Source organism: Bartonella sp. CE47NXGY (assembly GCF_042195415.1).
GTDB lineage: Bacteria > Pseudomonadota > Alphaproteobacteria > Rhizobiales > Rhizobiaceae > Bartonella.
In genome coordinates, this window is the sequence record NZ_JBHIOI010000010.1 from 17,877 (window position 1) to 35,677 (window position 17,801).

A 17,801-nucleotide genomic window follows, 5' to 3' on the forward strand; every position below is an offset into this window, starting at 1 on the left:
AAAATATCCTACATACTTAAAAATAAAATGCACACAACACAAGAGTGAAAGTGATTCGTTTTTGCATAACACATTGATAAAGGATACAATTACCCAAAGGATAAAAGCAATGAACCAAGAGACTACAGTTCTACAAGATGCTTTAGAGCACCTAGAAAAGGCACTTAGAACTTTAGAGATCACCATAATAAACCGCAATGCCGTTATTGATAAAAATAACGAATGGGAAGAAGAAATCCAACGAATGAATGCTGACCGCAGCCATCTTGCCCAAGCGCTTGACAAAGCTGAAGCCCAAATTGAACGCTTAGAGTCCGTAAACAAAGAAGTTTCCAAACGTCTTATTAAAGCAATGGAAACAATTCGTGTTGTCATTGATAGATAAAGGTTTGAATGTATGGAAACTGTTTCCGTTACCATTGATGGTAAAGTTTATCGCATGGCTTGTGACAAAGGACAAGAACGTCGTCTTATTGCGCTTGCTGCTCAATTGGATCAATATATCACACATTTAAAGAACAATTTTGGTGAAATTGGCGACCATCGTTTATCGGTTATGGCTGGCATAATGATTATTGATGAAATGGAAGAAATAAAACGAGAAAATAAAAAATTACAAGAAGACTACAATACTCTTTTACGACTCCACAACGAAAGAGACCGCACCATGGGGAAAATTATGCGTGACACCACACAACGCATTGAAAATCTCACAAACCAATTGCTCAAAGATGATCAAAACCGCACAAACCTTCAAGAACAAGAACAGGAACAGGAAGATTTCTAAAAAGTACATCAGCGCATAATAAACCAGAGATTTGACTTGTCCGCCACATCTCACAGGATAAAAATTCTTAAACCCACACCAGTGTGTAAACAGTCTGGTTTTTTATAGGAAGGATTCCAGCTACTCACGACTTATGGGATTAACTTAAACCTCAACAAGAAAGCCCTACCCTGAATATTTCACCTCCGCACAAACGCTTCCTATATCAAGGAGACTGCCTTATATCACCACATTTCAAATGAGATGTCTTTTAACCGCGCAATAAGATAACAAAATCAACATCATTGTAAAAAAATCATATAAATGACAACAGCAACAAACAAATAAAGCACCCTTCGAAAAAAAGAGCTATATTCATGTTCCCTATGAATGCATGCCCAAAAATCCTTGCCCCTTAGATAATATCAAGCAGATTCAATATATATTAAAAAATAACCTTATCTATTATACCGTAAAACACCGCTATTTGATACTATAAGCACCATGGAGTCTTTGCACCTGAGATGTCCATCCGATGAAACCCACCGAAAAGAACCGTATCATTTATAAACCAGCGTGAATTAAGTATTTTCATCCTTTAGAGCAGGAAAAAAGTCAAACCCGAAGAGTATGTTAATCTCATACAACCTCAAACATCATAAACAACAATAATAGCTCTTGAAAACATCCTCTACCGCTATTTTTATCCTTATAACAAATAATCCATATTTCTCTCCCCACCCCTCAAAATCTCCAAGCTTAATAAAAGAAAGAGCAAGTCGGCATCATCATTATAGTCAGACCTCAATATTGCGATAGCCCCCTTGGCTCGTAAAACGATTCATAAGAGGGACGCCTTTCTTGTACAGCTTTTTCCCATAAAACCCACCCGCTTGTGATGTACAAACAAAGAGTTATGATTAACAAAACATAAATAAATTTAAGAAAATCTTACGGAATTCGGGGTTCTAATTCAAGTTTAATAACGATAAATTATCATTATAAATCAATATGTTGCAAATGCTTCGACAAAGCATATTTTAAAAACACATTCACCCATCACTTTTTCTCATAACATACCAGTACGATTTTTTAGGCACATAATTTTAATTTTATTCAATTCTGTTTGCAAAAGTTTAAAATGGGAAAAATTTCAAGGCTCTTATCCAAAAAGCGAAAGAATGAACTCTCATTATCAATAAACATCTCGCTCGTATAAACATCAATAAAGCAATCCCCAATCTGTCTCAATGAAATAAAAGGGGGGCTCCCATTAAATGCCTACCGTAAAAGCAGTTTCCTCAGAACTAAAACAAAATCAACAGACAACATCACCGCATCTGCTTCCATCCCCAAACTGGACGACCTAATGCAACACCTTGCTATCTTACGATAGGAGATAAAAGAATAATGGGTCTATGGAGGCATTCACAAGAAGCGCACACCCGTTGTTTTTAAAGCCTGTTCAAAGGCGCATGAAAAAACACCATGCGTAAACGGCTCAAATCCCTTTCGTTCCATCTTGAGAGACAGAAGCAATACGCAAGAGATTTGTCGCACCGGGCGTTCCAAGAGGAACACCGGCTGTTACAAGGAAACGATCCCCTCCTTGGCAAAAGCCTTCCTGAAATGCAATGGCTGCTGCTCGATCAACCATATCTTCTAAATTGCGAGCATCTTGCGTGACCACACAATGAAGCCCCCAAACGAGAGCCAAACGCCTTGCTGTTTCCACAATGGGCGATAAAGCAATAATCGGTCTATTAGGGCGTTCACGAGAGGCGCGCACCCCCGTTGTTCCTGAAGCCGTATAGGCAACGATAGCGGATAGAGCAAGTGTTTCAGCAATCTGACGCGCAGCAAGAGAAATCGCATCCGTTCCTGTTGATTCTGGTGCTGGATGTTGTGCTCCAACCTGAGCGGCATAAGTGTGATCCTGTTCGATTTGTCGCGCGATTCGGTCCATCATAAGCACAGCTTCTTCAGGATAACGACCAGAAGCAGATTCAGCAGACAACATCACCGCATCTGTTCCTGCATAAACTGCTGTAGCAACATCTGAGACTTCTGCGCGTGTGGGAACAGGAGATGTGATCATTGATTCGAGCATTTGTGTTGCCACCACAACCGGTTTTCCAGCTAAACGACAAGCTTTTATCAACTCCATCTGAAGTGCAGGGACCTTTTCCAGAGGCATTTCCACACCGAGATCACCCCGTGCAATCATAATACCATCGGAAATTTCAATAATCTTCTCTATATGCTCCAAGGCTTGAGGCTTTTCGATTTTAGCCATCAAAGACACCTTACTTTTCGTCAACTGACGCACCGCCATAATATCTTCTGGACGTTGAATAAAAGAAAGAGCAACCCAATCAACAGGCTGCTGTAAAAGAGCCTGAAGATCCTCCTTATCTTTTGACGTCATCGAATCAAAAGGCAAAATTGTATCGGGAAAACTGACACCCTTTCGATCAGAAATACGGGTACCAGCAACCACGCGGCACTGGACAGAATAACCATCACATACTTGCGCGCGCAGTTCCACCCTTCCATCATCAATCAACAACCGGTCCCCTGGTTTAACAGCCGCAAATACATCCTCATGAGGGAAAAAAACACGCTGCGCATCGCCAAGAACATCGCGATTATCTAATGTAAAGCTTTGCCCAACACGCAAATCTTCTTGCCCCTTAGCAAAACGCCCCACACGCAGTTTTGGCCCCTGAAGATCCACCAAAATACCAATGGGGCGTCGAACTGTTTTTTCAACTTCTCGTATAGACTCGACCAAATCACCCAGCATATCACGATCAGTATGGCTCATATTAAGACGAAAAACGTCTGCTCCTGCCCTAAAAAGCTTCTCAATCATCAAACGAGAAAAAGAAGAAGGACCAAGAGTCGCAATAATTTTTACTTTACGTGCACGTTTCACGGTGGAGAATTTCCTGAAAGAGAAGGTATAACTGAATTGTTTAACAAAGACTCATCCGTCAACTGTACCATCCAACTGGTTTGATTTCCGGTATCGATCTCTTTAAATTCAGCCTTTTGATATCCTCGAGGGAAACAATCATGAACCCCTTGAATAGTAAATTGGCTATCTTGCACACACATGGTCACAGAGCCTGCCCAGTTCCCTTTTTTTTGTGCCCCTTCCGCATAAAAATAATAAAACCGTGAAGCAAGGGGCCCCTCAATTAAAGTTTTACATTCCGTCACTGGTACCGTCCACCAGCCTTCGCTCACCCACCCTGAAAATGTACGATATCCAAGAGCAACCCCTACAGACTGTTGGGTTGTATTACAAACTCTAAAGTCAGCTTTTGCAAAAACAACAAGGGGAAACAAGAGCAAAATGCTCAAGAGAAAAACTTTTAATCCTTTCTGAAACACCCAATATCGCTTTTTTAAAATCACAAAACTTCCTCTATAATGCCAAATTCTCAAAACAAATTACACATTTCTTTTTTTTAAAGCTTTTCAAATCTAAAACGTATATTTTTATATTTTTCTTTTTATAGCCCTTTTATCAATGCATATATCTTAAAAATTTTACAAAATATTTAAAGTCAATTTGTAAAAAAGCTGTGTAGCTTGATTTACTTTTTATTTTCAAGCTTTTTTAACATAAATTCGTCGTCGAAAAACAACTTAAAATATATAACCTGGAGAAAAATACAATGAACGATACAGTAACCGATCAAACACACGCTATATCCGTAAACCAATTACGCTCTTTTATCGAACGTATTGAACGGCTAGAAGAAGAGAAAAAAACCATTTCTGATGATATTAAAGACGTTTACACTGAACTTAAAGGCTCTGGTTTTGATAGTAAAGCTGTTCGAAGCATTATACGGCTGCGTAAAAAAGAAGAGCATGAAAGAATGGAAGAAGAAGCAATCATTGAACTTTATAAAAATGCGCTTGGTATGAATTAAAACCATTGATAACATTGGAAATTTTCTTAAGAAAAGAAAATACAAAAAACAAATGGCAAAAAATAAATGAATGTATAAAAATTTCACCCAACAATAAGCCGTTTGTGTAACTTGTAACGAGACTATCGGTCACAGAATACACAATATTGCAACAGCCCTCACATTTAAAAGGATTTATACAGAGAATTTTTATTCTTGTTCTTCAATCATTGTTTATCCACATAAACCCTCACTTGTATGCCAACCCAGTTTGTGATGTGCAAGAGAGGTGTTTTTTATGATTAAACATCTATAAATTTGAAGTGAGAAAGTCTTCCGATATTGAGGACTCTCTTCAAATTGAAAAAAATGAATTATGATGATAAATCAATTTATTATCTACGAAAAGAAACATATGAAAGCGGTCAGCAGTTGAAACCCGCTAAACGAGAGTCTGAACCGTTTACAAAAGAAGAGGTGGTTAAGGATCTTCGTCTTTTAGGATAGGGAAAAGTGCAGCATATTTACACATTTGATAAAAAGACCCTTATCAAAACTTTATTCGAATCTATTAACGGACTCATAAAGATCATTGATTCGAGAGGTTAGAATGTGATCTCTCCATTTTCCAGAAATCATCAAATAGTCTTTGGCATAGCCTTCTTTTTCAAAATGAAGGCGTTTTAATAAACGTTCGCTTTTTATGTTCTCAGGTCTATAATTTGCCATCACTCTATGCAGATGATAAACATGAAAGATATGGCGTATTAGAGCCGATAAACTCTCAAACATGAGACCTTTGCCTTGTTGTTTTTCATCAAGAGAAAAACCAAGATGACAGGCTTGAAAAACACCCCGAACCACATTTGTAAAATTCACAACACCGATGACTGTGTTTTCATTTTTTAATCGTACAGCATATCGGTATGCTTGTCCCTGTGCGCTTTCATAAGCAAATGCATTGGCTCGTGTTTCCCAAGCTGTTAGGCTGTGGTAACCATCAGATCTAACAGGTTCAAAAGGACGCAGATGATTCGCATTACGGAGGAAATAAGAAGACAGTTCAGCTGCATCTTCTAAACCGATCAATGTGGAAATTGTTCGCTTTGTTTTAATTGCCATCATTTTCTCCTCCTAGACAATGTCACAATAACACGTTGATTTATCTTAACAAATCATCATTTTTAAACTCAAATCATAATGTCGAATACAGTAAGCTTTTCTCATCACAACACTTCTTACGTTAGAATCAATGAGGATCTTTTGCTTTTCCGTCATAAGTGGGGGTGGTATGTTTAAAGCATAAGGTAAAGACAGGGGAATATTTCTTATGAATGCTCTCAAGTTCTAAGGGGCGCTGTAGCAACATTGGGGACTGGCAAAGTATGCAAGGGAATTGGCGTACTTCCATATACGAAATTCTGAAAAAACTTACGGCAAAGATAGTTTTGTTTCTTTGCCTTGTAAGCTCAGAGCATGCTTGTTTTGCGCTACCATATCACTGCTCCCCCGTATACAAATCCCAATGACCATCGCCTTGAGATGCTATATGTTACAGTGCAATCTAAAAAGTCTCTGCCATAACCCGTCAACAACACTGTTCCCGCTAAATCAGCGACAAACTCTTGTAACAAATTAAAGAAAAGCGATGATGCAATACAAATCTTTTAAAGTTTTTTAGATATTACCGTGAACGCGCTTCCATTTCTTCGCGTAAAATTTCAAGTTCTAACCATTCTTCTTCTTTTTGTGTGCAAGTATTTTTCTTTTTTGCCAACGTTGTTGATAAACGTTCAAAACGCTCTTTATCACTGCGATAAAGGGCTGGATCAGAGAGTTCTTGCTCAATTTTTTTGATTTCGTCCTGTAAAACAGCAATTTCTTCAGGCAATTTTTCCAATGCATAAACCTGCTTATAAGACAATTTACCTCGTGTTTTTTTCTCCCGCCCTATCAAGCGATCATCTGTTGATGTGTCCTGTTTTGAAAGCTCTCCCGCATGAGATTTTGAAGGTGCTTTACGTTGCGATAATTCTGTTTTTTTGCGTTGTAAACGAAGAGCATGCTGGTTTTGCGCCATCATATCACTATAGCCGCCCGCATACAAAACCCAATGACCATCACCTTGAGGTGCCAACATATGCGTTACAGTACGATCTAAAAAGTCTCTGTCATGGCTGACCAACAATACTGTCCCCGCAAAATCAGCAATAAATTCTTGCAACAAATCCAAAGTTTCCATATCCAAATCATTGGTCGGTTCATCAAGAATCAAAAAGTTTGCAGGACGAGAAAGAAGTCGTGCAAGCATGAGGCGTGCTCTTTCTCCCCCAGAAAATTCTTTAAGGGGAGTGCGTGCTTGTTCCGGTGAAAATAAAAAGTCTTTCATATAAGAAACCACATGCCGCTCCAACCCATTGATCACAAGAGTATCACCTCTTCCCCCCGTTAAATAATGCGCTAAAGTTTCTTCTTCATTTAAAATACGTTGCTGATCAAGCAATGCCATAGAGAGGTTATAGCCATGCCTCACCGTTCCACTATCCACGGCTTCTTGCCCAATTAATGCAGAAAGGAGCGTTGTCTTTCCGATTCCATTGGGTCCTACCAAACCGATTCGATCACCCCGCTGAATGCGCAAAGAGAAATCTTTCACGATAATGCGATCACCATAGGATTTTGAAATTTTCTTTGCTTCAAGCACCAATTGCCCAGAATCATGACTTTTTGCTGCTGTCAAAAGTGCATTTCCTGGCTGCCCTTTATAGGTTTGATGACGCTGTCTTAAGTCTTTTAATTCGCCTAAGCGCCGTACATTACGCTTACGCCGTGCGCTCACGCCATAACGCAACCATTGCTCTTCACGAGCAATTTGGCGCCCCAATTTATGCTGTTCGATGGCTTCTTCTTCCAGTGCTTTATCACGCCAATTTTCAAACTCAGAAAAACGCTTTTCCAGTCTTTTGGTTGTGCCACGATCAAGCCATACCGTTGACCGCGTAACATTTTCTAAAAATCGCCGATCATGGGAAATCACCACAATCGCTGAACGCAAAGAAGCCAAAACAGCTTCCAGCCATTCAATGGTTGGTAAATCAAGATGATTGGTTGGTTCATCTAAGAACAAAATATCGGGTTTTGCAGCAATGGCCCGTAACAATGAAACACGCCGCTTTTCGCCTCCCGAAAGCGTTTCCAATTTTTCCGTCCCAGAAAACCCTAAATTTGTGCGAAGCGTATTAATCCACTGAACATCAGATATATCATCCAGCCCCGCTTCCATATAAGCATTAATATCTTCAAATCCTGAACAATCCGGATTTTGTGAGACATAACGGAGCGTTACTCGCGGGTGGCGAAAAATTTCGCCACCATGAGGTTCTAATATTCCTGCGGCAATTTTTAATAAGGTCGACTTTCCACAACCATTACGGCCAACCAACGCAATACGCGCCCCCTGCTCAACCGATAAAGAAGCTTGATTGAGCAAAGGCGTTTTTCCAAAATTTAAGAAAATGCGGTCAAGCCGCAAAAGCGGCACCGCCATTAACGAACGCGGCGCGGACAAGGTGCTTTATACATCACCCCTCTTGCATCACGGTAAGCACACAATTGCCGTACAGGGACTCTCTGTCCACAAGGTGCTTGGTAAACATGCCCTCTACGACCACGATACGTGCACAATTGTGATGCCTGTCTTTGTTGTTTTCTTTGATTTGCAGCTGCACCTGTTACTGTTCCAGCCAAAGCACCAAATGCTGCACCGGTAAGTGCTGCTCCAGGCGTACTTCCAGCAATAGCAGTTCCAGCCAAAGCACCGATTGCTGCTCCTCCTACGCCGTAACGTGCAACGCGTTCATCATTTGTAGTACAAGCGACTGAACTGAAACCAATGGCTGCAACAACGGCCACTTTAAAAATTGATTTTAACATATCAAAACCTTTCCTTCTCAAGATCAATACATATATCGTTTATGTCGGCACTTCATCACTAGGCCCCCCCCTGCCTTATTCAAAATATATTGGAAGAGCTTTATGGAATAGGTACAGACACTAGCAATATAGCTTTTCCAGAACCTAAATGGCAAGAAAAGGTTCCACAAATACGGTTAGAAAGTGTTAAAGAAGAGCCAAATGACACATTTTTGTCACAAATTGGCCATTTTACTCCCTTAAGCGTTAAACCTTTTAAATCAGAAAAACCGATAAGACTAAACAAACACCCTTTAGGCAAATCATATGAACAAGGCTTTGGCAAAACCGGCCAACCTTCTTCCAAACCGCTTGTCAACAACACTGAAATACCCCTTTCAGCCATCATCAACGCTTGCGTCATATGAGAAAGGCTATGATCACTTCGCTCCCCTCCCAAAGCACCGCATAAAATAAGCTTTTTAGCACCCTTTTGCAGCGCTCTTTCACATGCCAGAGCACTATCTGTCATATCTTTATCAGAGGGAAAAACTTCACGCGGAACATGATTATATTGGCGGATTAAATTCTCATCTGATGAATCAAAATCTCCTAACCACAACTCAGGCGTTACATTAAGCGTTGCCGCATGACGCATACCACCATCCGCAGCAATCACCCGACTGTTTTGAATTTGATTAAGCAAACGATCAGTGATATGAACATCCCCATTTAATAATATCGTAAATGTTGTCATGCCATACTTTGCCTTTCACAAAATTTTCTTTACAGTGCATCTTTTTATAAGTGAGAGTTATTTTTTATAAACAAAAAGCATGATATAGCCAAACGAATCCTTATCCCTAATGCCTTTCTTAAAGAAACATACGATACAAAGATACAAATGCAATTTGCCAAATTACTCCGCAGAAATAATGTGCACCATGGTCCAACGCACCCCATTTTTCACCGCAATTTTCTTTTTCGCTCTTGCCTGTATAAAGCAACTTTCATAAGTCTAACGTTTCTCCTTTCGGCTTGTCATACACCACTTTCTCAAAATGATAGGCTTTCTTCCACTTCTTCTAAAACGATCAAACGTACCAACAACCACAATATCTATGTCACATTAAGCGCTCTGCAACACCCACGTATTTTGCAAATGTATGGTGGCGCTTATCATGATGCAAAACTTGAACACCTTTTAGCAAAGATTGTCCGTAAACTAGCAGTTGCATCCCATAGTTCTCATCAAAACTATTCTGTAACAATTTTAAACTCAGAAACTATCAATGCTTTTGCGCTCCCCAACGGCTCGATCTACATCACTCGTGGTATGCTGGCATTAGCCAATGATTCTTCAGAAGTTGCAGCCATTTTAGCCCATGAGATAGCACATATCAGAGCCAATCATGGCATTTTACGCCTGCAAAAAGAAGCCCAATTAAAGATGACCAATCACATGTCTTCACGTCTTCTTTCTTCTATTGGCAAAAAACTTCATAACCCTATGCAAAACAAGCAACAACTCGCGCAATTTTCCCGCAATCAAGAGCTGGAAGCTGACTCCCTTGCGCTCGAAATGCTCCAACAATCAGGATATGATCCTTTTGCTTCACCACGCTTTCTTCAAACAATGGAAGCCTATAGTGCTTTTCGTAATATCTCTGGCACCCAAAATGCCTCTCTAGATTTTTTAGCCTCCCACCCAACTACCCCTCAACGCATTCGGCTTGCGATAGAAAAAGCGCGTAAAATCAGTAAAGGGAATAGTAAAATATCCGATCATGATTCTTTTCTCAAAAGCATTGATGGCATAATTTTTGGAGGAGGCTTTTATACAGGTTTTGTACGAGGCAACCAATTTATTCACCCACAATTGCGCATAGCTTTTTCTGTTCCAAACAATTTTACAATAGAACATTCAGCACACACTGTTTGGGCCAGTGGACCAGATAAAATTGCGATTCGTTTTGATGCTATTCCACATCCTGCTGAAATATCTGCGAGTGATTATTTGAAAAGCGGCTGGATTATCGGTCTAGATCAATCATCTATCCGCCCCATCACAATTCAAGGGCTCCCCAATCAAGAATTTATGCGCCAAGAATCCCAAAGCCAAAGTTTACTTGGAGCGCGGGCCTATGCTACCAATGATCAATGGCAATTTGATGTGGTTGTCATTCCATTCAACAACCACATCTTTCGTTTTTTGACGGCCGCTCCATATAATTCTCGAAATTTTGCAGAGGTTGCCCAAAAAACGCTACAAAGCTTTCATTCTCTTTCATCTTCACAGTTAAAAAAATTGCAGCCCTTAAAAATCCGTGTTGTCCGTGTTAAACAAGGAGAAACCGTTGCCAATCTTGCAGATAAAATGCAATACACACCATATAAAGAAAAACTCTTTCGCATCCTCAACGCCCTCTCACCAACGCAAACTTTACCCGCAGGTACAAAAGTGAAAATTATTACAGAATAAGCCTTTCTTCTCATCCGTTACAGTTTTGATTCTTTTCTGCCTGTATCACGCCCTCCCCCTTAAAGCATATTCGAAAATAAAGAGGAACACTTTAAAATCCAACTTCATCATGCCTTTATAGGTCTCCGTTTGATATATATATTTCCTCCAACTAACAGCCCCCTATCTTCCTCTGTTTATCAGTAGCGCCCCCAAGGAGGCATATTCCTAAACAAATATGAACACCCCCTAAAACTGACTTTATCATATTCTCATATGCCCCCACTTAATACATTCTCTTTCCTCCCCCCCCAAAGCCTTTCACTGCTTATATATCGTAAGCGTCTTCTGAATGAACCGTAAGGAGAGCAGAGCGCAATTTTTGCAAAGCCCTAGCTTCAATTTGACGCACGCGCTCTTTCGAGATTCCTAACTTTTCACCTAAAACTTCGAGAGTCGCCCCCTCTTCATTTAAGCGACGAAAGCGAATAATTTCCAACTCCCGTTCGTTGAGAATTTGCAACGCATCGTAAAGCCATTGTGTACGCCGTTGACCATCAATGACTTGCTCAATTAAAGCATCAGGAAGAGGACTCTCATCCACCAAAACATCCATCTTAGCAATGGGATTATCACTGTTCTCAGAAACAGAAACACTCAAGGAATTATCAGAACTGGAAAAACGAAAATCCATCGTTTCAACATCGCGCACGGAAACACCGAGTTTTTCAGCGATTGTGCGAAAAATATCCTGTTTTGACAAAGCACTATCATCTTGTATCAGTTTTGCACGCAAACGCCGAAGATTAAAGAAAAGTGCTTTTTGCGAAGAACTCGTTCCCCCTCGAACGATTGACCAATTTCGCAAAATATAATCTTGAATAGAAGCGCGTATCCACCACGTTGCATATGTTGAAAAACGCACTTCCCGATCAGGTTCAAAACGTGCAGCTGCTTCCAATAGTCCCACATACCCTTCTTGTACCAAATCCCCCAATGGCATTTTGAAACGTTTAAAGCGATTAGCAATAGCAATCACTAAACGCATATGAGCCGCTGCAATTTGATGCATGGCATCATCATCACGTTTGTCTTTCCACCGCAGAGCCAAATCATGCTCTTTTTGTCGTTCAAGATAAGGTGCTTGCATAGCAGAACGCATCATATTACGTCCTAAGCTTTTGTCTGCATCGCTATAATTTTTGCTGCTTTTATAAACAGCATTTGAAAGATTACCCATAATAACCCCTTGCGATTAAAATTATCAAAATTGATTTGGCAACGACATCATTGTTCTTCGCTTAAAAAGAACGCAAAAGTTGTTAACTTCTGTGACCACTACTTTAACGTGTAATTTTATAATCGCAATTGTTTTTTTACTGTTATGGTAAAACTTCTTGACATAAGACACAATTTCACCTGCAAAATGCCTTTACAATATGCCTTTTAGCCTATGAAATATTTGAAAAAACTTTCTCTTCACTTTTCATGACAAAACAGCAAAAAAATAAAGTGATCATGCAAAAGAAATGCCGTTTTTTGATAACCGGTTCCGTTTCCTTTTAAATTGAAGAATTTATTTATGCTTTTAGCTTTACAATACAACTAATAAGTGTAATTTGCAAATATAAAGCATCCAAACTGAATGAAAACTGAATGAAAAAAGAATCATTCAAGTTTTAAAGGCGCAAAGAAACAGCAAAAAATGACAAGAGTGATTGAAGCAAACGCAACAAACGTGTTAAAGAAAGAGCACCATTATGAAATTGTCGCAAAAAGCTTTTGACCAGTGTCACACTGAGAAAGAAAATGATCATGGATAGCAAGATTGTTCAACAGAATGAGATTCTTCAAGATGATATTCTCATTGAAAAACACGGAAGGGGTAAATTTGAAGGTTTTCGTTTTTATGCCAACAAAAACAGTACCGATCAAATAGCTGAGAAGCAAATTTCAACAGAGAATGAGAATTTGATTCTTGCTTTTTCCAAACGCGCGACACGTTTTTGTGCTTCTGCAAATGGAGATTTTACCCTCAGTTCTGATGGAATTGTGCGCTGGATTGGTCAACCCGTAGGACAACTTGTAGCAACAGAAGATTTTTTTAAACCAAAACTGATTGTTTTAGCAGATGAACAACTCACGGGAGAATCCCGCAATAACGTTGTGAAACGATTAGAACGCTTTGTCACCTTTCATTTTGAAACGACTTTAAAACCCCTGTTTGATTTGCGCAATGCTGATAATTTAACGGATTCAACAAACAGTCTTGCTTTACAACTTTTTAACTCTTTAGGGATTTTACCACGCCGCGAAGTCTTAGACATTGTCAAAAACCTTGCGCAAGAATCACGTGCCGTTCTTCGGCGTCTAGGCGTGCGTTTTGGCGCTTTTCATATCTATGTTGCCGGAATGCTTAAACCTGCTCCGGTTCAAGCCATTACTCTCCTGTGGAATCTTCAAAATGCGGGACAAGATCAAACTGGTTTGGGTGAAGTTTTTTCAGCATTATCTGCTGGTCGAACCTCTTTAATTGTTGACCCTACCTATAACCGCCAATTTTATCAATTAGCCGGCTACCGAATCTTAGGACAACGTGCTGTACGGATTGATATTTTAGAACGTCTTGCCAATCTCATCCGTCCCGCACTTCATTGGAAACAAGGAAGTGATCCTAAACCCGATGGAGCCTATGATGGCAAAAGTTTTTTTGTTACACCAGCCATGATGTCCATTCTTGGGGCCAATGGAAACGATATGGAAGAAATCCTCAAAGGACTTGGTTATCAATCGTACAGCATAAGCAATACTGTTTTTGAACAAAATCTCTTTGCACACCAAGCCTCTTCCCCTGTCAATAGGGCAATGCAAGATGTTCCTGCAGCAGAATGCGTTGGAAGTCAATGGCAAACAGTAAGCGATTTAGAAACAACACGAGAAGAAAAAAATACCTCATTCCCAAACACTTCATCCTCTGGTATTGAAAAACATCTCCATAAAACCAATCGTTTACCAGCAGCTGAACCTGTTGGGAATTTTGCCAAATCCCCTCGCTCTACAGAAGAAGATAAAGTTATTTTGTTATGGCATTATAAGCATCAATTTCCCCACCATGCACAAAAAAAACGTGATAAATTAGGAAATAAGTGGCAAAATAAATCGAAGAACGCTGTAAAAAAAGCGGAATACAAAAATGAAAATTCCCCTCAAGAAGCACCATCACAAGCAAAACGCTCTCATAAGTTCCACAAATCCCAAGGGAAACATGCAAATCATAAGCCCTTTCAAAAAGAAAAGCGCCTTAATCCTGATTCACCTTTTGCGAAACTAGCTGTACTACGCGATCAACTCACCAATCATAAAAACACGCACACACTTTCCTCTAAAGAGAATTAAAGTAACAAATGGAGTTTGATCTTGACCCACGTAGTAACCGACAACTGCATTCACTGCAAATATACGGATTGCGTTGAAGTCTGCCCAGTTGATTGTTTTTATGAAGGGGAAAATATGCTTGTTATTCACCCCGATGAATGCATCGATTGTGGTGTTTGCGTGCCAGAATGCCCAGCAGAAGCGATTTTACCTGATACAGAACCAGGATTAGAAAAGTGGTTAGAACTCAATCTTCATTATGCAAACAAATGGCCTAATCTAACCACCAAAAAAGATCCTCTTCCTCAAGCAAAAGAAATGGATGGTGTTCCAAATAAATTAGAAAAGTATTTTTCAGAAAATCCAGGAAGTGGCGAAGAGTAATGATAAAGTGTACACTCTCCTCCTTCAACGATTGAAAGACTTCTCTTGTAAAAATAAAAAATCCTTAAGCGAAATGATTGATTCTTTTAAATTTTGATGTTAGTGTTATTTTAACATGATCATCTTTCTAAGTATTTTTCTTTGCTTGTTATAGTAAAGCGGTGTATTTTTTTTTGATTTAAAAGTACTCGGCTTTTATGCTCACTTAATTGGTACAATATACTTGGTTAAAGAAAACTCAACCCTCAGGTTTATAACCTGTTTTCCGATACATTTGTTGATCATAAGGGAGTAAACTAAAATATGGCATCCCAACATGGAACGTCTTCCAAGACCAAAGAATTTGCAACCTCTGAATATATCGTCTACCCTACGCATGGAGTAGGACAAATTATAGCGATTGAAGATCAAGAAGTTGCAGGACATAAATTAAAACTTTTTGTCATTCATTTCGCGAAAGATAAGATGGATGTCAAAGTCCCCATTGCAAAAGCCCTTTCCGTTGGAATGCGTAAATTATCTGCTAGTGATTCTGTCGAACGTGCCTTAAAAGTTTTACGTGGAAAAGCACGCGTTAAACGGACCATGTGGTCACGTCGTGCACAAGAATATGATGCTAAAATCAACTCAGGAGATCTTATTTGTATCGCCGAAGTGGTCCGTGATCTTTTCCGCTCTAATCTACAGCCTGAACAATCTTACTCTGAGCGCCAACTTTATACAGCTGCTCTTGAAAGAATGGCCCGTGAAATTGCGGTTATCAATAGTCTTTCTGAAACAGAAGCTATCAATCTCATAGAGATGCATCTCTCCAACAAGCCGGAACGCGAGTTTAAAACTGAGAGAGAAGAAACAGATGAAAACAGTAAAGCTGTCTACGCTGCATAATACACTCTTTCATCATAATGATGATATTTCGATAAAACCAGCGAAAAGCTGGTTTTATTTTTTAACATCCTCTCTGCCCTTAAGGACAAAGTTTCTTAACCAGCGCCAATCTATAAACAATCTAACTTTTCGACAAATTCCTCTTCCTCATTTTCTTTCTTCATAGATAACAAACTGATTAATCATCATAATCTAGCATTATTCATATTAAATTAGAATCTTGAATATGGTAAGATTACTCATTTCAAATTTCTCTCATGTTGAATTAATCAAATCACTTGCTTGTCAATCACAAGCGGAGCTGATCTGTGGGTAAAAACTGTACAAAAAGAGCGAGACACTGTCTCAAGCACCAAAGGATATACCAACATTGGAATCTGGCAAGATGTGTAAGGCTGCAGGCTTGCTTTTTTATTAAGCGTAAAGATCATAGTGCCGTTTATACACTACACCGAAACTTTACCATTTACCCCCTTCTACAAAACCATTGGAACATTCAAAAACACCGTCATAAAATGGATGCCACAAATATTGAAAAATATTCCTTTTAAAAAAAGCGTGACAGTACAACATAAGCATATTTTGTCTTGGGCACTCTATTTTGCATGAGAAGCATTCCCCCCATTAAAAAACGCGATAAAAAAAGCATGAACTAAAACCATCATCTCCATTCTGTAAAAGGCATTCCAAATACTTTTGAAAGCTGTAAAATTAACTTAAAAAATAACAATAAAAATGAACGTTAGCATTGCCCCTTTCAATTTCATATTTTTCCAAAATGAGGTTTCTTATTTCAGAGATTACGAAATATATGCAATATTCTTACTCCAATCGGACACAAAAAATCTAGAACGATTCATAGAACTCTTAAAAGTCTCAATCTCTATTTTAAACAGACCGCTAAAGATTGGATATTCTCAGCAGGAATTGTCCAGTTATCATCTTCAATCTGATCTTCACGAATATGACGCAAAGGATTAGTACGAACGCCTGTCAGGATAAGCAAACGCAAAGCCAGTCGTGTTATGTTTTGTGTTTTACAGAGTAACTGATAAAAGGCAGGAACATCTTTCCAATCCATGGCTAGTCTATTAATAGTTTTATAGCGTTGCTTACCTTAAGAGTGCGCGTGCTTTTTTTGCTTGTAAATCAACATCCAAACCCAAAGCAACCGCATGCTTAAGACAAAGATTAAGACGCTTCAGTGCTTTATCTGCTGTTGCAGCTTTTGCATGCCAAATAGAGGCAAGGGTATTGCGTATCTCAATTTGCGTAATCTCTGAAACGGGTAGACAGCCTAATTTGGGGAGAATATGGAGGCGTAAATGTAAAAACCAATCACAAGCTTTACCATCATTTTTTAATTCAGCTTTACGGCTTTCAAAAGCATCTAGAGCAATGTTTTTTAAATAATGGAGATTACGCATTGCCTCACACTTTTGTTTATCGCGTTCTTTAATGGGGTCACGCCCCTCACGTAAAACAGCACCCCACCCAATTGCCAATTCACGGGCTTGTTTAAAGAAACATCTCACAACGCTCCCAAGCCCATTTCGCGGCCCCCGTGAAAGGTATAACGGTAAATCCATTGACCACCCCCATCTCTTACGTTTGTGAAGAAGCAAGCCGGTACCATCATTATATTTTCCAGCTCGTGGGTGTTACGACAGCCCTTGGCTCTTAAGACGATTCATAAGAACCATTTCTAGTCCTTTCTTATACAAATTTTATCCACACACTCATCCCACTTGTGACGTGCAAACAAGCGGTTTTGATTGATTCTAGATAGAGAGATTTGAAATAAGTGAATCTTACGTTATTCGGGGTTCTAATTCAATATGAAAAACAATGAATTATATATATAAATCAATATGTTGTCTAGTGATGAACAGATAACAAAAAAATCATAAACTTAGGTAAGCAACACCATAAAATCATTCATAAACCAGCTATGAACTGGAAAAACGTACCGGCTTTGTAAAATACTTTGCTACCCCCACACATAACATATTTGGTTTTAAGTTTACTTATTTTTACAAGCTGTTCCCAACAAATCCCTTATATTCACAAAAATACGAAAAATATATGG

At 39.2% G+C, this 17,801-nt stretch carries 14 protein-coding genes and 1 pseudogene; 7 read left to right on the plus strand and 8 right to left on the minus strand.

Translation table 11 applies throughout. The features are described 5' to 3' along the window. Window positions 1–109 precede the first annotated feature (109 nt). Together ACFIL3_RS04845 and ACFIL3_RS04850 are read left to right on the plus strand one after the other, a co-directional pair. A complete protein-coding gene (locus tag ACFIL3_RS04845) occupies window positions 110–385 on the plus strand; it encodes a DUF4164 domain-containing protein (protein ID WP_005774573.1) in 276 nt (91 codons plus the stop codon). Window positions 386–397: 12 nt separating this feature from the next. Beyond that, the gene (locus ACFIL3_RS04850; protein ID WP_375613188.1) at window positions 398–787 is read left to right on the plus strand and encodes a cell division protein ZapA; all 390 of its coding nucleotides are present in this window, start codon (window positions 398–400) and stop codon (window positions 785–787) included. Between the two features lie 1,480 nt (window positions 788–2,267). Here the strand turns inward: ACFIL3_RS04850 and pyk are convergent. Continuing rightward, window positions 2,268–3,704 (minus strand): pyruvate kinase, encoded by a 1,437-nt coding sequence (gene pyk / locus ACFIL3_RS04855; RefSeq protein ID WP_375668280.1) that lies wholly within the window; start codon window positions 3,702–3,704, stop codon window positions 2,268–2,270. After that, window positions 3,701–4,189, minus strand: a complete 489-nt coding sequence (locus ACFIL3_RS04860) for a DUF1036 domain-containing protein (protein ID WP_273790491.1) — start codon at window positions 4,187–4,189, stop codon at window positions 3,701–3,703. The genes pyk and ACFIL3_RS04860 overlap by 4 nt, the downstream gene beginning before the upstream one ends. Window positions 4,190–4,452: 263 nt before the next feature. Here ACFIL3_RS04860 and ACFIL3_RS04865 point away from each other — a divergent pair, with 263 nt between their 5' ends. Then, entirely contained in the window at window positions 4,453–4,713 is a 261-nt protein-coding gene (locus ACFIL3_RS04865; protein WP_005774567.1) for a DUF2312 domain-containing protein, read from the plus strand. A gap of 537 nt (window positions 4,714–5,250) precedes the next feature. Here ACFIL3_RS04865 and rimJ read toward each other — a convergent pair. From rimJ to ACFIL3_RS04885, 4 genes are all read right to left on the minus strand, one after another. Further along, window positions 5,251–5,814, minus strand: a complete 564-nt coding sequence (gene rimJ / locus ACFIL3_RS04870; protein ID WP_375628687.1) for a ribosomal protein S5-alanine N-acetyltransferase — start codon at window positions 5,812–5,814, stop codon at window positions 5,251–5,253. Between the two features lie 562 nt (window positions 5,815–6,376). Further along, entirely contained in the window at window positions 6,377–8,239 is a 1,863-nt protein-coding gene (locus tag ACFIL3_RS04875; RefSeq protein ID WP_375668281.1) for an ABC-F family ATP-binding cassette domain-containing protein, read from the minus strand. Next, entirely contained in the window at window positions 8,239–8,625 is a 387-nt protein-coding gene (locus tag ACFIL3_RS04880; RefSeq protein ID WP_375681889.1) for a hypothetical protein, read from the minus strand. The genes ACFIL3_RS04875 and ACFIL3_RS04880 overlap by 1 nt, the downstream gene beginning before the upstream one ends. A 100-nt stretch (window positions 8,626–8,725) precedes the next feature. Next, window positions 8,726–9,361 (minus strand): thiamine diphosphokinase, encoded by a 636-nt coding sequence (locus ACFIL3_RS04885; protein ID WP_375613185.1) that lies wholly within the window; start codon window positions 9,359–9,361, stop codon window positions 8,726–8,728. 147 nt (window positions 9,362–9,508) lie between these two features. On the opposite strand from ACFIL3_RS04885, the gene ACFIL3_RS04890 reads away from it, so the two are divergent. Then, window positions 9,509–11,086 carry a M48 family metalloprotease gene (locus tag ACFIL3_RS04890; RefSeq protein ID WP_375674804.1) on the plus strand — a complete coding sequence of 526 codons (1,578 nt, stop codon included), beginning with the start codon at window positions 9,509–9,511 and terminating at the stop codon, window positions 11,084–11,086. Between the two features lie 307 nt (window positions 11,087–11,393). Here ACFIL3_RS04890 and ACFIL3_RS04895 read toward each other — a convergent pair whose 3' ends face one another. After that, window positions 11,394–12,305 carry an RNA polymerase factor sigma-32 gene (locus ACFIL3_RS04895; protein WP_375628693.1) on the minus strand — a complete coding sequence of 304 codons (912 nt, stop codon included), beginning with the start codon at window positions 12,303–12,305 and terminating at the stop codon, window positions 11,394–11,396. Window positions 12,306–12,880: 575 nt separating this feature from the next. On the opposite strand from ACFIL3_RS04895, the gene ACFIL3_RS04900 reads away from it, so the two are divergent. From ACFIL3_RS04900 to ACFIL3_RS04910, 3 genes are all read left to right on the plus strand, one after another. Then, window positions 12,881–14,461 (plus strand): hypothetical protein, encoded by a 1,581-nt coding sequence (locus tag ACFIL3_RS04900; protein WP_375613182.1) that lies wholly within the window; start codon window positions 12,881–12,883, stop codon window positions 14,459–14,461. 21 nt (window positions 14,462–14,482) lie between these two features. After that, on the plus strand, window positions 14,483–14,824 hold the full coding sequence (gene fdxA / locus ACFIL3_RS04905) for a ferredoxin FdxA (protein WP_015856977.1): 342 nt from the start codon (window positions 14,483–14,485) through the stop codon (window positions 14,822–14,824). A 303-nt stretch (window positions 14,825–15,127) separates the two neighbouring features. Next, on the plus strand, window positions 15,128–15,712 hold the full coding sequence (locus ACFIL3_RS04910; protein WP_273790499.1) for a CarD family transcriptional regulator: 585 nt from the start codon (window positions 15,128–15,130) through the stop codon (window positions 15,710–15,712). Between the two features lie 907 nt (window positions 15,713–16,619). Here ACFIL3_RS04910 and ACFIL3_RS04915 read toward each other — a convergent pair. Further along, a pseudogene (locus ACFIL3_RS04915) lies at window positions 16,620–17,337 on the minus strand (tyrosine-type recombinase/integrase); the annotation flags it as partial. Between the last annotated feature and the right edge of the window lie 464 nt (window positions 17,338–17,801).

Bases quoted from the DNA above. Each gene is read 5' to 3' on its own strand.
- ACFIL3_RS04850 (WP_375613188.1), top strand. From the start codon at position 398: ATGGAAACTGTTTCCGTTACCATTGATGGTAAAGTTTATCGCATGGCT.
- ACFIL3_RS04895 (WP_375628693.1), bottom strand. From the start codon at position 12,305: ATGGGTAATCTTTCAAATGCTGTTTATAAAAGCAGCAAAAATTATAGC.
- rimJ (WP_375628687.1), bottom strand. From the start codon at position 5,814: ATGGCAATTAAAACAAAGCGAACAATTTCCACATTGATCGGTTTAGAA.
- ACFIL3_RS04890 (WP_375674804.1), top strand. From the start codon at position 9,509: ATGCAATTTGCCAAATTACTCCGCAGAAATAATGTGCACCATGGTCCA.
- ACFIL3_RS04875 (WP_375668281.1), bottom strand. From the start codon at position 8,239: ATGGCGGTGCCGCTTTTGCGGCTTGACCGCATTTTCTTAAATTTTGGA.
- ACFIL3_RS04885 (WP_375613185.1), bottom strand. From the start codon at position 9,361: ATGACAACATTTACGATATTATTAAATGGGGATGTTCATATCACTGAT.
- ACFIL3_RS04865 (WP_005774567.1), top strand. From the start codon at position 4,453: ATGAACGATACAGTAACCGATCAAACACACGCTATATCCGTAAACCAA.
- ACFIL3_RS04880 (WP_375681889.1), bottom strand. From the start codon at position 8,625: ATGTTAAAATCAATTTTTAAAGTGGCCGTTGTTGCAGCCATTGGTTTC.
- ACFIL3_RS04900 (WP_375613182.1), top strand. From the start codon at position 12,881: ATGGATAGCAAGATTGTTCAACAGAATGAGATTCTTCAAGATGATATT.
- ACFIL3_RS04845 (WP_005774573.1), top strand. From the start codon at position 110: ATGAACCAAGAGACTACAGTTCTACAAGATGCTTTAGAGCACCTAGAA.
- ACFIL3_RS04910 (WP_273790499.1), top strand. From the start codon at position 15,128: ATGGCATCCCAACATGGAACGTCTTCCAAGACCAAAGAATTTGCAACC.